The 15,203-nt window shown below is 51.2% G+C and carries 12 protein-coding genes and 1 pseudogene; 4 read left to right on the forward strand and 9 right to left on the reverse strand.

The features are described from left to right. Positions 1-85 precede the first annotated feature (85 nt). Together argB and argC are read right to left on the reverse strand one after the other, a co-directional pair. Positions 86-877 (reverse strand): acetylglutamate kinase, encoded by a 792-nt coding sequence (gene argB / locus P2G85_RS18650; RefSeq protein WP_275865574.1) that lies wholly within the window; start codon positions 875-877, stop codon positions 86-88. A 22-nt stretch (positions 878-899) separates the two neighbouring features. Beyond that, entirely contained in the window at positions 900-1,904 is a 1,005-nt protein-coding gene (gene argC, locus P2G85_RS18655) for an N-acetyl-gamma-glutamyl-phosphate reductase (protein WP_275865575.1), read from the reverse strand. A gap of 144 nt (positions 1,905-2,048) precedes the next feature. Here argC and argE point away from each other — a divergent pair, with 144 nt between their 5' ends. From argE to P2G85_RS18670, 3 genes are all read left to right on the forward strand, one after another. Continuing rightward, a complete protein-coding gene (gene argE / locus P2G85_RS18660; protein ID WP_275865576.1) occupies positions 2,049-3,185 on the forward strand; it encodes an acetylornithine deacetylase in 1,137 nt (378 codons plus the stop codon). A gap of 241 nt (positions 3,186-3,426) precedes the next feature. Next, on the forward strand, positions 3,427-6,060 hold the full coding sequence (ppc, locus tag P2G85_RS18665; protein ID WP_275865577.1) for a phosphoenolpyruvate carboxylase: 2,634 nt from the start codon (positions 3,427-3,429) through the stop codon (positions 6,058-6,060). 466 nt (positions 6,061-6,526) lie between these two features. Then, entirely contained in the window at positions 6,527-7,066 is a 540-nt protein-coding gene (locus P2G85_RS18670) for a PadR family transcriptional regulator (RefSeq protein WP_275865578.1), read from the forward strand. A gap of 68 nt (positions 7,067-7,134) precedes the next feature. Here the strand turns inward: P2G85_RS18670 and metF are convergent, their stop codons facing one another. From metF to P2G85_RS18685, 3 genes are all read right to left on the reverse strand, one after another. Beyond that, positions 7,135-8,037, reverse strand: a complete 903-nt coding sequence (metF, locus tag P2G85_RS18675; RefSeq protein WP_275865579.1) for a methylenetetrahydrofolate reductase — start codon at positions 8,035-8,037, stop codon at positions 7,135-7,137. Positions 8,038-8,290: 253 nt separating this feature from the next. Further along, entirely contained in the window at positions 8,291-10,699 is a 2,409-nt protein-coding gene (locus tag P2G85_RS18680) for a bifunctional aspartate kinase/homoserine dehydrogenase II (RefSeq protein WP_275865580.1), read from the reverse strand. 10 nt (positions 10,700-10,709) lie between these two features. Continuing rightward, the gene (locus tag P2G85_RS18685) at positions 10,710-11,873 is read right to left on the reverse strand and encodes an O-succinylhomoserine (thiol)-lyase (protein WP_275865581.1); all 1,164 of its coding nucleotides are present in this window, start codon (positions 11,871-11,873) and stop codon (positions 10,710-10,712) included. A 225-nt stretch (positions 11,874-12,098) separates the two neighbouring features. Here P2G85_RS18685 and metJ point away from each other — a divergent pair, with 225 nt between their 5' ends. Then, the gene (metJ, locus tag P2G85_RS18690; protein ID WP_275865582.1) at positions 12,099-12,419 is read left to right on the forward strand and encodes a met regulon transcriptional regulator MetJ; all 321 of its coding nucleotides are present in this window, start codon (positions 12,099-12,101) and stop codon (positions 12,417-12,419) included. A 100-nt stretch (positions 12,420-12,519) separates the two neighbouring features. On the opposite strand, the gene P2G85_RS18695 is transcribed toward metJ, so the two are convergent. The 4 genes and pseudogenes from P2G85_RS18695 to P2G85_RS18710 form a co-directional block, all read right to left on the reverse strand. Then, positions 12,520-13,797, reverse strand: a complete 1,278-nt coding sequence (locus P2G85_RS18695) for a malic enzyme-like NAD(P)-binding protein (protein ID WP_275865583.1) — start codon at positions 13,795-13,797, stop codon at positions 12,520-12,522. Positions 13,798-14,018: 221 nt separating this feature from the next. After that, positions 14,019-14,510, reverse strand: a complete 492-nt coding sequence (gene bfr / locus P2G85_RS18700; RefSeq protein WP_275865584.1) for a bacterioferritin — start codon at positions 14,508-14,510, stop codon at positions 14,019-14,021. Positions 14,511-14,582: 72 nt separating this feature from the next. Continuing rightward, positions 14,583-14,771, reverse strand: a complete 189-nt coding sequence (locus P2G85_RS18705) for a (2Fe-2S)-binding protein (protein WP_275865585.1) — start codon at positions 14,769-14,771, stop codon at positions 14,583-14,585. A 316-nt stretch (positions 14,772-15,087) separates the two neighbouring features. Then, a pseudogene (locus P2G85_RS18710) lies at positions 15,088-15,203 on the reverse strand (elongation factor Tu); the annotation flags it as partial.

Raw genomic sequence — 15,203 nt, forward strand, 5'->3', positions numbered from 1 at the left:
TTCTCCAAACTTAACTGGCGCTGCTCTCGGCGGTCAGTGCCAACCACTTCCTAATGTTCGATTATGTAAAAAAATTGCTTCGGGTTTATTGCGGCAAAAACTGGGTACCAATACTTTCGCCAGCGAACAGCTGCGCCAGTTTCTCCGGGTAACGCCAGGTCGCGACCTCTATCGGGCGGCCAAGATCATTGGCCGCTTCCAGCGCCGCTTTCACTTTGACGATCATGCCGTCGGTGATCACGTGCCCTTCGATTAAGGCTTCGGCTTGCTGTTCAGACAGGCTTTTGATCAGATGGCCTTTGCCATCCAGTACACCACTCACATCCGACAGTAGCACCAGCTCCGCATCAAGCGCCCCTGCCACGGCAACTGCCGCCTGATCCGCATTCACGTTCATCATCTGTCCTTCAGCCGTCAGGCCGATAGAGCTGATAATTGGCAATGCCCCGGTATTCAACACCGCTTGCAGCAAGCCAGAGTCGCCCGGAGAGGCTTTGCCTACCGCACCCAGTTCAGGATCCAGCTCTTCCACATGGCACAGAGCGCCATCTGCAAGGCTCAGGCCGACCGCGTTTAAGCCGTCAGCAATCGCCTGGCCCTGAAGGAGTTTATTGGCCGTTCCCGCCAGCGCACCGGCGATGACCGGGATCTGATCATAAGGGGTCACGCGCAATCCCTTCTTCTTGACCGTTTCCAGCTGCAGTTTTGCCATCAGTTCATCCACCAGATAACCACCGCCATGAACGATGGCGATTTGTCGCTGCGCCGAGGTTTGGTAAGCCGCAATGGCACCAAAAAGTTGGCTCAGGGTTTGGGTGCAAGATAAAGCGGCACCGCCTAGCTTAATGACTAAAGGAGCTTGATTGTTTTGCGCCATGGTTTCTTCCCTCTTCTCGCAACTACAGCAAAGCTGTCAGTTCTGGGTAACCGTAATGAATATTAAGACATTGCATCGCTTGACTTGATGCACCTTTAAGTAGGTTGTCGATGGCTGACACCACAATGATGTGCCCGCCGTGAACCTTCCAGCCAATATCACAGAAAGGTGTGTTTTCGACATCCTGAATACGTGGGATACCATCACCTTTCAGGCGAACCGCTGGCTTATTTTGGTAAGCTTGCTCGAAGGCTTGGTTAACCTGAGCTTCACTCACGCCAGCCGCCAGCTTCATGGTGATCGTGGCCAAAATACCGCGCTTAAAATTGCCCAGATGCGGAGTGAAAATCACCTCACAGCCCAGGTGCTGGGCAATTTCTGGTTGGTGACGGTGGTTGAATACCCCATAGGGCTGCAGGCTGACTTCGCAAAAACTGTTGATCATCGATGCTTTGCGGCCAGCACCAGAGACGCCGCTGGTCGCATTGATGACCGGCCACTGGTTGGTATCGATAAGTGCACTGGCCAACAGTGGCTTGATAGCCAACTGCGAAGCGGTTGGGTAACAGCCAGCAACGGCGACTAACTGCGTGGTTTTGATTTCAGCCTGATTCCACTCCGCCAGGCCATAAACAGCTTTGTCCAGCCAGTGATCAAACTGGTGCTCAAAACCATAAAAAGTGTCGTAAAAATCTTTACTCTGTACGCGATAAGCACCGGATAAGTCAAACACCTGACAACCAGCCGCCAAGAACAGCGGCGCCAGATCATGACTGACTTCATGTGCCGTTGCCAAAAACACCACATCCGACTGTTCAGCAACCTGCTGTGGGTTGGTCAATGGCAGGACAGGCATATTCAACACCCCGGCTAACTTGCCATGCAGAGCAGCGATGTTCTTTCCCGCATCGAGACTGTTGGCGGAAACGTATAAACCTGATAGCGTAAGTTCAGGGTGTTTATTGACCATTAAGGCCAACTCTGCGCCGGTGTATCCGCTGGCTCCGATTATTGTGGTATTTAGCATGGTGTCGCATCCATATTGGTAAAGCTCAAAATGACTATTCATATTTAATTTTTGCTTTATTTTGATTTTTTATTCATTAAATATGATTTAATATGTGTTTTACATTTTTAGACCCTGGCTGTCAATAGGAGAAGTGAAGAATCTATGCAATTACCAAGTTTTCTCGAGGTCTATGAAGGCCTCATCAGCACCTCGTCGATCAGCTCCACCGATCCAAGCTGGGATCAGGGCAATGCCAGAGTGATCGAAAAATTGGCAACATGGTTTAAAGATCTGGGCTTTTGCGTCGAGGTGATCGAAGTGGAGCCCGGCAAGCACAACATGATCGCACGCAAAGGGGAAGGAGAAGGCGGACTGCTACTGGCCGGGCACAGCGACACGGTACCGTTTGATGAAGGGCGCTGGAGCTTCAATCCACATAAACTGACCGAAAAGGACAATCGTTTCTATGGCTTAGGCACCGCGGACATGAAAGGCTTCTTCGCCTTTATTTATGCCGCCGTGCAGAAAATCGACTGGAGCCAGCAGAAACATCCTCTCTATGTGCTGGCCACTTGCGACGAAGAAACCACCATGCTCGGTGCCCGCCACTTCACTGCCAACGCGCCGTTTAAACCAGATTACTGCATCATCGGCGAGCCAACCGGCCTGGTGCCGATCCGCGGGCACAAAGGCCATGTCGCCAATGCGATTCGCGTGACCGGCAAGTCCGGCCACTCTTCCGATCCGGCACTGGGGGTGAATGCTATCGAGATCATGCATGAAGTGCTGTTTGCCCTGATGCAGCTGCGTGAAAAACTGATCAAAGAATATCATCACCCTGGCTTTGCAATTCCCAGCCCCACGCTCAACTTAGGCCATATCCACGGCGGCGACAGTGCCAACCGGATCTGTGGCTGCTGCGAACTGCATTACGATGTCCGCCCGCTGCCCGGGATCAGCCTGGACGGTCTGGAGAATATGCTGCGCAGTGCGCTGAGAGAGGTTGAGGCCAGATGGCCGGGAAGAATCGAGATCGTGCCGCTGCATGAAGCCATTCCGGGCTACGAATGTCAACAAGATCACCCCTTCATCGCAGAGGTCGAAACCCTGTGTCAAACCCCCTCACAGACAGTCAACTACTGTACGGAAGCCCCTTTCCTGCAACAGCTCTGCCCGACTCTGGTGCTTGGCCCCGGCTCAATTGACCAGGCCCACCAGCCCGATGAATTTCTGGCGTTTGACTTTATTGAGCCAACCATTGATATTTTATCCAAAGCGATGCGGCAGTATTGCTGTTAATCGCCGCATTTTTTTGAAACGTACCGAGAACATGAACGGTACGCAGGTTGTAAATTTTTGCTCTGTTTTTGTAATTTATTTTCACCTTCATGTGCAAACGGAATAAAATTTGCGCTAAATCAGGTCAGCAGCCGAATAATTGCAAACATCGTCGGCTTTATTTGACTCTGTATGGTGCTTTTCGCTAGATTGTGAACTTAACAAGGACATAGGATGTAGTTTTTTTACGAGGCAGGATGACATGAACGAGAAATACGCCGCACTCAAAAGCAACGTGCGCATGCTAGGCCACTTACTGGGTAACACCATTCGCGATGCACATGGTGAAGAAATCCTGGATAAAGTGGAGACCATCCGTAAGCTATCCAAATCAGCTCAAGCAGGTAACCAGGCCGATCGCAACAACCTGATCGAAGAAATCCAGAACCTGCCTGATGAGCAACTCACGCCAGTCACTCGCGCGTTCAACCAGTTTCTTAACCTTACCAATATGGCCGAGCAGTACCACACTATTTCGCGCCACTGTGAGGAACACGTCTGTGAACCCGACGCGATCAACTCGCTGTTCACTAAGTTGACCCAAAATGATGTCAGTAAACTCGACACGGCTCAGGCCGTACGTGATTTGAACATCGAACTGGTACTGACCGCGCACCCGACCGAAATCACCCGTCGCACCATGATCAACAAGCTGGTCAAGATCAACGAGTGCCTGTCCAAATTGGAGCTAAGCGACCTCTCTTCAAAAGAGCGCAAGAAAACCGAGCGCAGGCTGGAGCAACTGATTGCACAGAGCTGGCACTCAGACGTGATCCGTCAGCAACGTCCGACGCCACTGGATGAAGCCAAATGGGGCTTTGCCGTGGTAGAAAACTCGCTGTGGGAAGCCGTGCCAGACTTCCTGCGCGAAATGGATGAACGCTTGCAGGGTTACTTGGGTGAAGGGCTGCCGATTGATGCTCGTCCGGTGCATTTTTCTTCCTGGATGGGCGGTGACCGCGACGGTAACCCGTTCGTGACCCACACTGTCACTCGTGAAGTCTTACTCCTCTCGCGCTGGAAAGCCGCCGATCTGTACCTGGGCGACATTAATGAGCTGATCAGCGAACTGTCGATGACGGTATGCAACGACGAGGTACGCCAGTTGGCCGGAGAGGGTGAGCATGAACCTTACCGTGCGATCCTCAAGCAACTGCGTAGTCTGTTAAACGAAACCAAAGAGATCCTCGACGCCAAGATCCAAGGCCAAAAACTCGCAGTCAAAGCCCCGCTACAAAAAGTGGCCCAGCTGTGGGATCCCCTGTATGCCTGCTACCAGTCGCTGCATGACTGCGACATGGGTGTGATTGCTGACGGCTCACTGTTAGATACCCTGCGCCGGGTTAAAGCATTTGGTATTCACTTAGTTCGTCTGGACATTCGCCAGGAAAGTACCCGCCACTCTGAGGTGTTATCTGAGTTGACCCGCTACCTGGGTATCGGCGATTACGATCAGTGGAGTGAGCAAGATAAAATTTCATTCCTGACCAATGAGCTGGCCTCGAAGCGTCCTTTACTGCCGCGTGACTGGGAACCCTCTGAAGCCGTTAAAGAGGTGCTCGACACCTGTAAAATCATCGCTCTTCAGCCACGTGAAGCCTTTGGTGCCTACGTTATTTCGATGGCACGTACCGCCTCAGACGTCCTGGCCGTCCACCTCCTGTTACAAGAAGCCGGCTGCCCGTACCGTATGGATGTCTGCCCGCTGTTCGAAACGCTGGATGACCTGAACAACGCGGAAGCCGTGATCAAACAGTTGATGGACATCGACCTGTACCGTGGGTTTATTCAGAACCACCAGATGGTCATGATCGGTTACTCTGACTCCGCGAAAGATGCTGGTGTCATGGCCGCGGGATGGGCGCAGTACCATGCGATGGAGTCGTTGGTGAAAGTTGCCGAAGAAGAAGGCGTCGAGCTGACCCTGTTCCACGGACGTGGCGGCACTATCGGCCGTGGTGGTGCTCCGGCACATGCCGCGCTGCTTTCTCAGCCACCAAAAAGCCTCAAAGGCGGGCTGCGTGTGACCGAGCAGGGCGAAATGATCCGCTTTAAACTCGGCCTGTCAGACGTTGCCGTCAACAGTTTCAGCCTGTATGCCAGCGCCATTCTGGAAGCCAACCTGCTGCCACCACCAGAGCCAAAACAAGACTGGCGTGACTTAATGGAAGTCCTGTCTGAGGTCAGCTGTGAAGCTTACCGCAACGTCGTGCGCGGTGAACCTGACTTTGTTCCGTACTTCCGCCAGGCCACTCCGGAGCTGGAACTGGGTAAACTGCCTCTCGGCTCACGCCCGGCGAAACGCAACCCGAAAGGTGGCGTTGAAAGCCTGCGGGCCATCCCTTGGATTTTCTCCTGGAGCCAAAACCGCCTGGTTCTGCCGGCATGGCTGGGTGCCGGTGAAGCCATCCAGTACTCCATCGACAAGGGGCATCAAGCTCTGCTGGAAGAGATGTGCCGTGAATGGCCGTTCTTCTCTACCCGCCTTGGCATGCTGGAGATGGTGTACTCGAAATGTAATATTGATATTTCACGTTACTACGATCAGCGCCTGGCAGAGCCATCTCTGCTGCCTCTGGGTGACCGCTTGCGGGCACAGCTGCAAAAAGACATCAAAGCGGTGCTCAATGTAGAAAACAACGAAAACTTGATGCAACACGACCCTTGGGGTCTGGAGTCGATTCGCTTACGCAACATTTACGTCGAGCCATTGAATATGCTTCAGGCTGAGTTGCTATACCGCACCCGTCAAACCGAAGAAGCGTCGACCAAACTGGAAGAGGCGTTGATGGTGACCATTGCCGGGATAGCTGCGGGTATGCGTAACACAGGTTAAGCATACTATCCCCACGTGATGCATAAGCCATTACGTGACAGCCATCCAACCAGCAAGGCTGAGCTCAGGCTCAGCCTTGCTATATCTCCCTCTTCTTCTTCCTTTGCATAATAATTATCCAGTCAATAACTCTGCAAAAGTGACATTTTAAACCACAAAAATAAAATTAAATTCCAAACAAACCCGCTACTGAGTGTTTTATTAGTTTTTTGCGGTTATTCCTCCCGAGTATTCCACTTTATGCTTATTATTTATATACTAGCTGTCCGCTGCGAGCTCAATAATCTAATCATACTTGCTCCAGCCAGATGGAATACTCCCATCTCCCTAGGTGATAAACGGCTTTAAGGTGACAGGACCAACATTGTTGGTGCTGCTAATACATAAAAAACTAAACTGCCAATAAGAGCATGATGAAAGTATTAGCAGCTTGTTTACAAGTTTATTGACCATTTGGATTGAAGACATGTCATTACCACACGTAATCTTAACAGTTCTTAGCACTCGCGACGCGACCGGTTACGATATCACGAAAGAATTCTCAGCCAGTATCGGTTACTTCTGGAAAGCCAGCCACCAGCAGGTTTACCGTGAACTGAACAAAATGGCAGAGAAAGAACTGGTTACTTGCGTACTTGAACCCCAGGAAGGTAAACCAGATCGTAAGGTTTACTCTATCACTGACGCTGGTCGCAGCGCTCTGGGTGAATGGTTTGACCAACCGACTGCACACCCAACCGTTCGCGACGAGTTTTCAGCAAAACTCATGGCCTGTGGTGTGCAACCTGCTGCACCATTCCGTGAACAATTAGCTGAACTGGTCGAAGAGTCACGCAAGCTGGTTGCTCACTACAAAGAAATTGAGGCCGCATACTATGCGACACCATCAACCCTTGATAAACAGGCACGCCTGGAGCGTTTGACCCTGCGTCGCAACCTGCTACTGCGTGAAGCGTGGATTAACTGGGCAGAAGAAGTCCTGACGGAATTAGAGGTGATCGGCTAATCCGCTTCATCAAGCAAAAGAAAAGGCTTGCCGAATGGCAAGCCTTTTTATTTTTCCCTGAGTTCAACTTACCCCTCAGCATTGATCTGCGGACGTACGCCCAAGGTATGGCATAGCGCATAGGTCATCTCAGCACGGTTCAACGTATAGAAGTGAAAATCTTTCACGCCTTCACGGCTTAATACACGCACCATATCAATCGCCTGGCTGGCACCCACTAGCTGGCGCGTGACCGGATCATCATCCAAACCTTCAAATTGCTTTCTCATCCACCCCGGCACTTTGACATTGTTCTGCGCAGCAAAGCGGGAAGCCTGCTTGAAGTTCGATACTGGTAAAATACCCGGAACGATTTCTACCTCAATTCCAGCAGCAACACAGCGATCACGGAAGCGTAGATAAGACTCAACATCAAAGAAAAACTGAGTGATGGCTCGGTTAGCCCCGGCATCGACCTTGCGCTTTAAGTTCAGTAAATCCGCCTGGGCACTTTTCGCTTCAGGGTGCACCTCGGGGAAGGCCGCCACTGAGATATCGAAATCATGACGTGATTTCAACAACTGAACCAGATCGGATGCGTACATATCCGGGGCACCGCCACCTGGTGGGATATCCCCACGCAGAGCAACGATGTTTTTGATACCGTTATTCCAGTAGTCGTCAGCGATGGTACACAGTTCATCACGGGTTGCGTCGATACAGGTTAGGTGAGGTGCTGCAACAAGCCCTGTAGCCGCTTTGATTTCTTTGATGATAGAGTGGGTTCTGTCACGTTCGCCTGAGTTTGCACCGTAAGTAACAGAAACGAATTTAGGTTGAAGAGTTTTAAGACGGTGCACTGAGTTCCACAGGGTCTCTTCCATCTTGGCACTGCTTGGTGGAAAAAACTCAAATGAGACGTTGATATTGTCTGATAGTTCAGCGATATTCTGGTTTAAGGCATCGATGTGCCCTGCATGCGTGTATCCCATCTTACTCTCCCTGTGGCAAAGCCACCATCAACTTTAAAATCCTACAATCGACGTTTAGACGTCTATATGTCTCCAGAATGAATTGAAAGCGATTTAATGTCAACCTTGTGATTATGAATATTTTTCAAGTTGATAATGAAGCAATCTCATCACCCTGCCGGCGCGTGCTGGCAACCGTGTCATTTATATATCGAGTTGATGTGAGCATAAAAAACCCCAGGGCTGGCCTGAGGTTTCTCGCTTAAGTTCCCGCTCAGAACAACCCGGCTAAGCGGTTGAGATCCGATTGGATCGCGCCGGCGGTCACCTCTCTTCCTGCCCCAGGTCCTCTAATCACTAATGGATTATCTTTGTACCACTTGCTCTCAATGGCAAAGATATTATCGCAAGGCAACAAGTTCGCCAGGGCATGTTCACGAGGAAGCGCTTCAACCCCCACCGTCGCCTTACCATCTTTCTCCAGGCGAGCAACATAACGCAGCACTTGGCCGTTCTGTTGCGCTTTGGTCAGGCGCTCCTGCAGTAACTCACTCAAGATGCCCGCCTGATCAAAAAATTCATCCACAGTTAATGCACGCAGCGCCTCAGGAACCAATGACTCGACTTTGACACTTTCAGGTTCAATATCCAGCCCCGACTCACGCGCCAGTATCACCAGCTTACGCATCACATCGGAACCATCCAGATCGGAACGGGGATCCGGCTCGGTCAGGCCCTGCTGCCAGGCTAAATCTACCAGTTCACTGAACGGCACACTGCCATCAAACTGCTGGAACAGCCACGACAGGGTGCCGGAAAAAATACCCGATAACGCAGCGATATCATCACCACTCTCACGCAGGTCACGCACAGTATGGTTTATTGGCAGCCCGGCTCCGACCGTCGCGTTATACAGCCAGTGACGACCGATCTTAGTAAACGCATCCTGCACCTGATGGTAATAGTGGCTGTCCGCCGCCCCCGCCACTTTGTTTGCCGAAATCAAATGAATGCCCTGCTGAGCGATTTCGACATAACGCGCCGCCAGTTCCTGACTGGCCGTGACGTCCAGTACCACCACCTCATCGTAATGTTGCACGCCTCCGAGCCGGGTTAACCAAGCGCCATCGTTGCTGATCCCTTCCTCATCAAAACGCTGGATAACGGTCTCGACATCAAGACCATTTTCATCCAGCCAGTAGGTTTGGCTATCAACTACCGCCACCAACTCAAAGTTCATACCATGGCGTTTTTCCAGTTCCCGCTTTTGCTCAGCAAACAATGCCAGCCAACTGGAACCAATATTCCCCTTGCCACATAAGGCAACCGCCACCCGCTTTTGCGCCTGGAACAACTGATTATGAACCGACTTAACCAGCTCAGTCACCGCCGAACGCCGTAATACCGCCACCAGGCTTAAACCCGACTCCGCTTGAGAAATAAACTCTAACGGGGACTGTTTAAGCTGCTGGTAAAAACCAAAACAGTGGTTGGCATTTTTGGTTACCCCCGCTCCCACCGCAGCGAGTAATGAATAGCCCTCTTTCAGCTTGATCTCGGCTTCCACCGCCAACTCCTGCAGATGCTTAAGTGCCCCACCGGCAATTTCGGCGGTGTAGGCCAGCCGTAACACTTGTTGATCCGCCTGAGCTTCAAACGCTAACGGCTCAAGCTGTGCTCGCTTAAGCGCCTGCCGAACCTCTTGCTGTGCGCGGGCAAAGTCATGGCCATGCGTAAACGTTAGTTGTACTAACAACACCTCTTCAAGCGAAGTAATGATCTTGGCCCCACGACCTGACGCCAACACCCGCTCAATGCGCGTGGAGCCGGCTTCCGGCAGATAACTACACTTTAAATTGAGATCCATTGAGCTCTGCGCGACCGGCTGCAGAGTTCGGCTGTGCAGCACCGGCGCCGCCAAACGCGCCAGTTCACTGGCTTCATCCAAACGCAATAACGGCAGCAGGCACGCCTCGGTGACGATCCGCGGATCAGCACTATAAACCCCGGTGACATCACTCCAGATCGTCACCGTCGCCACTTCCGCCAGCGCGCCAATCACCGTTGCAGAATAATCGGATCCATTGCGCCCCAAGAGTACCGTTTCACCTGCGTCATTCTGTGCCATAAAACCAGTCATGATCACCCGCTGATGCTGATATTGCGCTAAGACATCTTTCAGCAGCGGATAAGAGCGACCACGATCGACTTCCGGTTGGGTACCGGCTTCGGCGCGTAAAAAAGTGCGTGCATCCTGGGCTACCGACGGTAAATCATGCTGAGACAGCAAGGCTGCTAACAGACGCGACGACCACACTTCACCATGGCCGAGCACTGCCGCTTGCTGAGCCTCACTCAGTGGCGCAGTCAGTTCCGCCAGTGTGCTGAACTCATCATACAGAAACGCAAGTAACTGGGCTTTGACCTCGCCCTCCAGCAGGCTTTCGATTAAACCGGATTGAAACTGGCGCAAAGTCTGCAGTGCCTCATGAGCGACCCGCCCGTCGTGCTCTAACCCGGCCAGAAACTCAATCAGGGTATTGGTGGTTTTGCCTGCGGCAGAAACGACCACCAAATCACGCTCCGCTGAGTACTCGCGTAAGATACCCACAACTCGCAAATAACACTCGGCATCGGCAAGGCTGCTGCCACCAAATTTATGCAGCTGACGCTGTCTGCTCATCTTCGCTCTCCTATAACTGTGCCGCAGCGGTAAAGGCCTGCTCTAAATCCGCGATCAGATCACTGGCATCTTCCAGCCCCACCGATAAACGCAGTAATTGCTCTGAAACCCCGGCCTTAGCCAGCGCCTCTTCTCCCATCGCCCGATGGGTCATCGACGCCGGATGGCAGACCAGGCTTTCTACCCCGCCGAGAGACTCCGCCAGAGAGAAAAGTTGCAGTTGTTTGACGAACGCCTTGAGCTGCTCAAATGAGCCGGCAAACTCAAAACTCAGCATCGAGCCAAATCCCGATTGCTGCTTCTTGGCAATATCATGCCCCGGATGTTGTTTCAGGCTTGGGTGATAAATGGTGCCCACCAGGGCCTGTTGTTGCAGATAAGCCAGGATTTGCTGTGCGCTCTCCTCGTGCAGCCGCATACGTGCGCCTAAGGTGCGCAGCCCACGCAGGGTCATATAACTGTCAAACGGTGTCCCTGTGGCACCAATACAGTTGCCCCACCAGGCCAACTCTTCAGCGTGTGCTTGGGTTTTGGTGATCACCACCCCTCCAATCACATCCGAGTGGCCGTTGAGGTACTTGGTGGTGGAATGCACCACAAAATCCGCCCCTAACTCAAGCGGCTTTTGGAACACAGGTGTCAAAAAAGTATTATCAACCGCCACCAATGCCCCCACCTGATGGGCTCTATGGCACACATCAGCAATATCCACTACCCGAACCAAAGGATTGGACGGGGTCTCTAGCAGCACCAACTTGGGCTTTTGCGTCAATGCAGCGTCCACTGCTTGTGAATCGGATTGATCGACGAACAGGACCTTGAAGTCGCCTTTCTGGGCCCGCGTATTGAACAGGCGGTAAGTCCCGCCATAACAATCGTGTGGCGCGACTATCAGGTCTTCGGGGCCTAACAAGGCCGATACCCACAGATTAAGCGCCGAAGTACCACAGTTGGTCACCACCGCCCCCTGGCCTGACTCCAGGTCAGACAGCGCCTGCTCAAGCAAGCCACGGTTCGGATTACCTGAACGGGTATAATCATACTTAGGCACTTCGCCAAAAGCCGGAAACCCATAGTTGGTAGAAAGGTAAATTGGCGGGACAACCGCGTGGTATTGACTGTCAGATTCGATACCAGTGCGCACAGCAATGGTCGACGGCTTATGGGTGCTCATAGGTGTATCCTTTCGTGCTTAATGACTTATGCGACGGAATGCGCTATACCTAAACATATCCCTGAGGTCAGCACATTGCCCGTGTAGTTTTCCACCACTTTACTTGCCAAAAAAACAGACGTCAACACCTCTAGACGTCCATATGTCTTTGCTTATGGCGGTAAATGCAGCTAAAATCCCCCCCTATATATTATTTTCTATTTATTACATTGATGAAGGTGCGCAATGGCTGACTGGAATGGCGACTATATAAGCCCGTATGCAGAGCACGGAAAAAAAAGCGAACAAGTAAAAAAAATTACCGTCTCTATCCCGCTAAAGGTTTTGAAAGTACTGACTGATGAGCGAACTCGCCGTCAGATCAACAACTTACGCCACGCAACTAACAGTGAGCTGTTGTGTGAGGCATTTTTGCATGCCTATACCGGCCAACCGCTGCCAACCGACGAAGACCTGCGCAAAGATCGCCCGGACGACATCCCGGCACAAGTGAAAGCGCTGATGACGGAAATGGGCATTGAGTTCGAAGCGTTTGACGAAGAATAATTGCTTACAATTTTATAGCGGCCCCCAAAGCCGCTAACCCGCAGTACAAAAATGGGACGCACTCGCGTCCCATTTTTTTTAACTATTCTGGCGAGGAAAATCACTCAGCCATGTAGTTGTCAGGCATCTCAATTCGAGCGACACCGGAGTCCACTGCCGCCTGGGCTACTGCTCTCGCCACACGAGGTAGCAGGCGCGGATCCATCGGCTTAGGAATAATGTACTGCGGACCAAACTCAAGCTTATCAGCACCTGCCGCCGTTAGCACTTCGGCTGGTACCGGCTCTTTGGCCAACTGGCGGATCGCTTCCACCGCGGCCAGCTTCATCTCATCGTTAATTTCACTTGCACGAACATCCAGTGCACCACGGAAAATGAACGGGAAACAAAGCACGTTATTTACCTGGTTCGGGTAGTCACTGCGGCCGGTGCCCATGATCAGATCATCACGCACTTCATGTGCAAGCTCAGGCTTAATTTCCGGATCCGGGTTAGAGCAGGCAAAAACCACCGGCTTATCAGCCATCAGCTTAAGCGCTTCGGCTGGCAACAGGTTCGGGCCCGATACGCCAAGGAACAGGTCTGCACCGCTGATCACGTCTTCCAGAGTACGCTTATCGGTGTTATTGGCAAACAGCTGCTTATATTCATTCAAGTCGTCGCGACGGGTATGGATCACCCCTTTACGATCCAGCATGTAGATCTTCTCGCGCATCGCACCACACTTGATCAGCAGCTCCATACAAGCCACCGCCGCGGCACCCGCGCCAAGACAAACAATAATTGAGTCCTCCAGCTTTTTACCCTGCAGCTCAATCGCATTCAGCATACCTGCGGCGGTCACAATGGCCGTACCGTGCTGATCGTCGTGGAAGACCGGGACATCACAACGCTCAATCAAACGTTTTTCGATCTCGAAACAATCCGGTGCTTTAATATCTTCTAAATTGATCCCACCAAAACTATCGGCGATGTTTGCCACGGTATCAACAAACTCATCAATGCTGCGGTGTTTTACTTCGATGTCGATAGAATCCAGTCCGGCAAAGCGTTTAAACAGCAGAGCTTTACCTTCCATAACCGGTTTAGACGCCATGGGCCCAAGATTACCCAGACCAAGAATCGCCGTGCCATTTGAGATCACCGCCACCATGTTGCCTTTCGCCGTGTACTTATACACATTATCGGGATTTTGCGCGATTTCGCGTACCGGCTCAGCCACGCCCGGGCTGTAAGCCAGTGCCAGATCGGCGGCAGTTTCAGCGGGTTTGGTCAGCTCGAGGGCAATTTTTCCCGGCACCGGATTGGCATGGTAATCCAGCGCTTGTTGGCGAAACTGTTCTTCAGCAGTGACTGGTTGGTGATTGTCTTCAGACATGGATCGTTTCTCTTTGGTTATTTACTGTTGGGGGCAACAAATATTAAAGGATAGCCGTCAATCTTCCTAGACAAGTTTGCGATGCGAGTATTGAAAATAGCGTCGAATGTAAAGAGATTAGACCAGTTTATGTGCTTTCGCCCCCGAAACGGCCAATCCGGGAGCGCTAAAAGGGCTCGTTACCCTGCCTCAGTGTATTGGTGGTAATGAAGCCATGGGGATTACCCTTCATCATCATCATCTTCATCGACGTACTGCGCCTGAAGGTAATTCTGGATGCCGGTCATTTCAATCAGGCCCAACTGGGTTTCCAGCCAATCGACATGCTCTTCCTCGTCTTGCAGAATATCCTGAAACAGATCCCGTGAGACATAGTCATGAATATCTTCCGCATAGGCGATGGCGTCTTTGAGATCGGGGATTGCCGCCATTTCTAGCTTCAGGTCACACTCCAGCATTTCTTGCGGATCTTCGCCGATCATCAACTTGCCCAGATCCTGTAAATTCGGCAGGCCTTCCAAAAACAGGATCCGCTCGATCAAGTGATCCGCATGCTTCATTTCGTCAATTGACTCGTGGTATTCCTTATCAGCCAGGTGCTTGAGCCCCCAGTCTTTATACATGCGTGCGTGGAGAAAGTACTGGTTAATGGCAATAAGCTCATTTGCAAGTACATTATTGAGGTGTTGGATAATAATGGGATCGCCTTTCATGCACAGCCCTCCTTTTTGGCTTCTTTTAACTTTAGAAGCAAACGAGGCGGTGTCAAAAAGTGGCGTAACAAACTAACAGGCTTGTTTCAATGGCGGATAGCCGGCCTGGGCGAGGATCTGTTTGGTCTGGCGGATGCATTTGCCACACTGAGTTCCTAATGAGGTACATTTCTTAATACCGCGGATGTCTGTGATCCCTTGCTCAATGGCCAATTTTTTAATTTTTTTATCGGAAATACCATGACAAAGACATACGAACATAATGCACCCTCTGCAAACTCAGACCGATAATATAAGCGAGAACAATTCTTATTACCAGTAAAAAGCCACAGCAATTAAGACGATTTGGTTATATATGTCTGACTTCCTTAATCGTGATTCAACAACTTAGATAACAAGCTGCTTAATCGTTAGCTAACCTCGTAGCTAACATTTTGTTTATTAACACTTATAAATCGGAAAGTGGTTCATTGGGTTTATAACAAAAACGAAAAAGGGAAGCCGAAGCTTCCCTTTTTCTAGATGCGCTTTCTTCAATATGAAGAACTGTGCAATCTCTTCAATTAATTCTTAAGAATTATTCGAAGATCTTAGCAACAACACCAGCACCTACTGTACGGCCACCTTCACGGATCGCGAAACGTAGACCTTCGTCCATTGCGATTGGTGCGATTAGCTCAACAGTCATCTTGA

Source organism: Vibrio sp. CAU 1672 (assembly GCF_029223195.1).
Lineage (GTDB): Bacteria > Pseudomonadota > Gammaproteobacteria > Enterobacterales > Vibrionaceae > Vibrio.

Excerpts from the sequence above, each read along its gene's own strand:
- bfr (WP_275865584.1), bottom strand. The coding sequence starts at position 14,510 with ATGAAAGGCGATCCCATTATTATCCAACACCTCAATAATGTACTTGCA.
- P2G85_RS18685 (WP_275865581.1), bottom strand. The coding sequence starts at position 11,873 with ATGAGCACCCATAAGCCGTCGACCATTGCTGTGCGCACTGGTATCGAA.
- argC (WP_275865575.1), bottom strand. The coding sequence starts at position 1,904 with ATGCTAAATACCACAATAATCGGAGCCAGCGGATACACCGGCGCAGAG.
- argE (WP_275865576.1), top strand. The coding sequence starts at position 2,049 with ATGCAATTACCAAGTTTTCTCGAGGTCTATGAAGGCCTCATCAGCACC.
- metF (WP_275865579.1), bottom strand. The coding sequence starts at position 8,037 with ATGGGATACACGCATGCAGGGCACATCGATGCCTTAAACCAGAATATC.
- argB (WP_275865574.1), bottom strand. The coding sequence starts at position 877 with ATGGCGCAAAACAATCAAGCTCCTTTAGTCATTAAGCTAGGCGGTGCC.
- P2G85_RS18670 (WP_275865578.1), top strand. The coding sequence starts at position 6,527 with ATGTCATTACCACACGTAATCTTAACAGTTCTTAGCACTCGCGACGCG.
- P2G85_RS18705 (WP_275865585.1), bottom strand. The coding sequence starts at position 14,771 with ATGTTCGTATGTCTTTGTCATGGTATTTCCGATAAAAAAATTAAAAAA.
- P2G85_RS18680 (WP_275865580.1), bottom strand. The coding sequence starts at position 10,699 with ATGAGCAGACAGCGTCAGCTGCATAAATTTGGTGGCAGCAGCCTTGCC.
- metJ (WP_275865582.1), top strand. The coding sequence starts at position 12,099 with ATGGCTGACTGGAATGGCGACTATATAAGCCCGTATGCAGAGCACGGA.
- ppc (WP_275865577.1), top strand. The coding sequence starts at position 3,427 with ATGAACGAGAAATACGCCGCACTCAAAAGCAACGTGCGCATGCTAGGC.
- P2G85_RS18695 (WP_275865583.1), bottom strand. The coding sequence starts at position 13,797 with ATGTCTGAAGACAATCACCAACCAGTCACTGCTGAAGAACAGTTTCGC.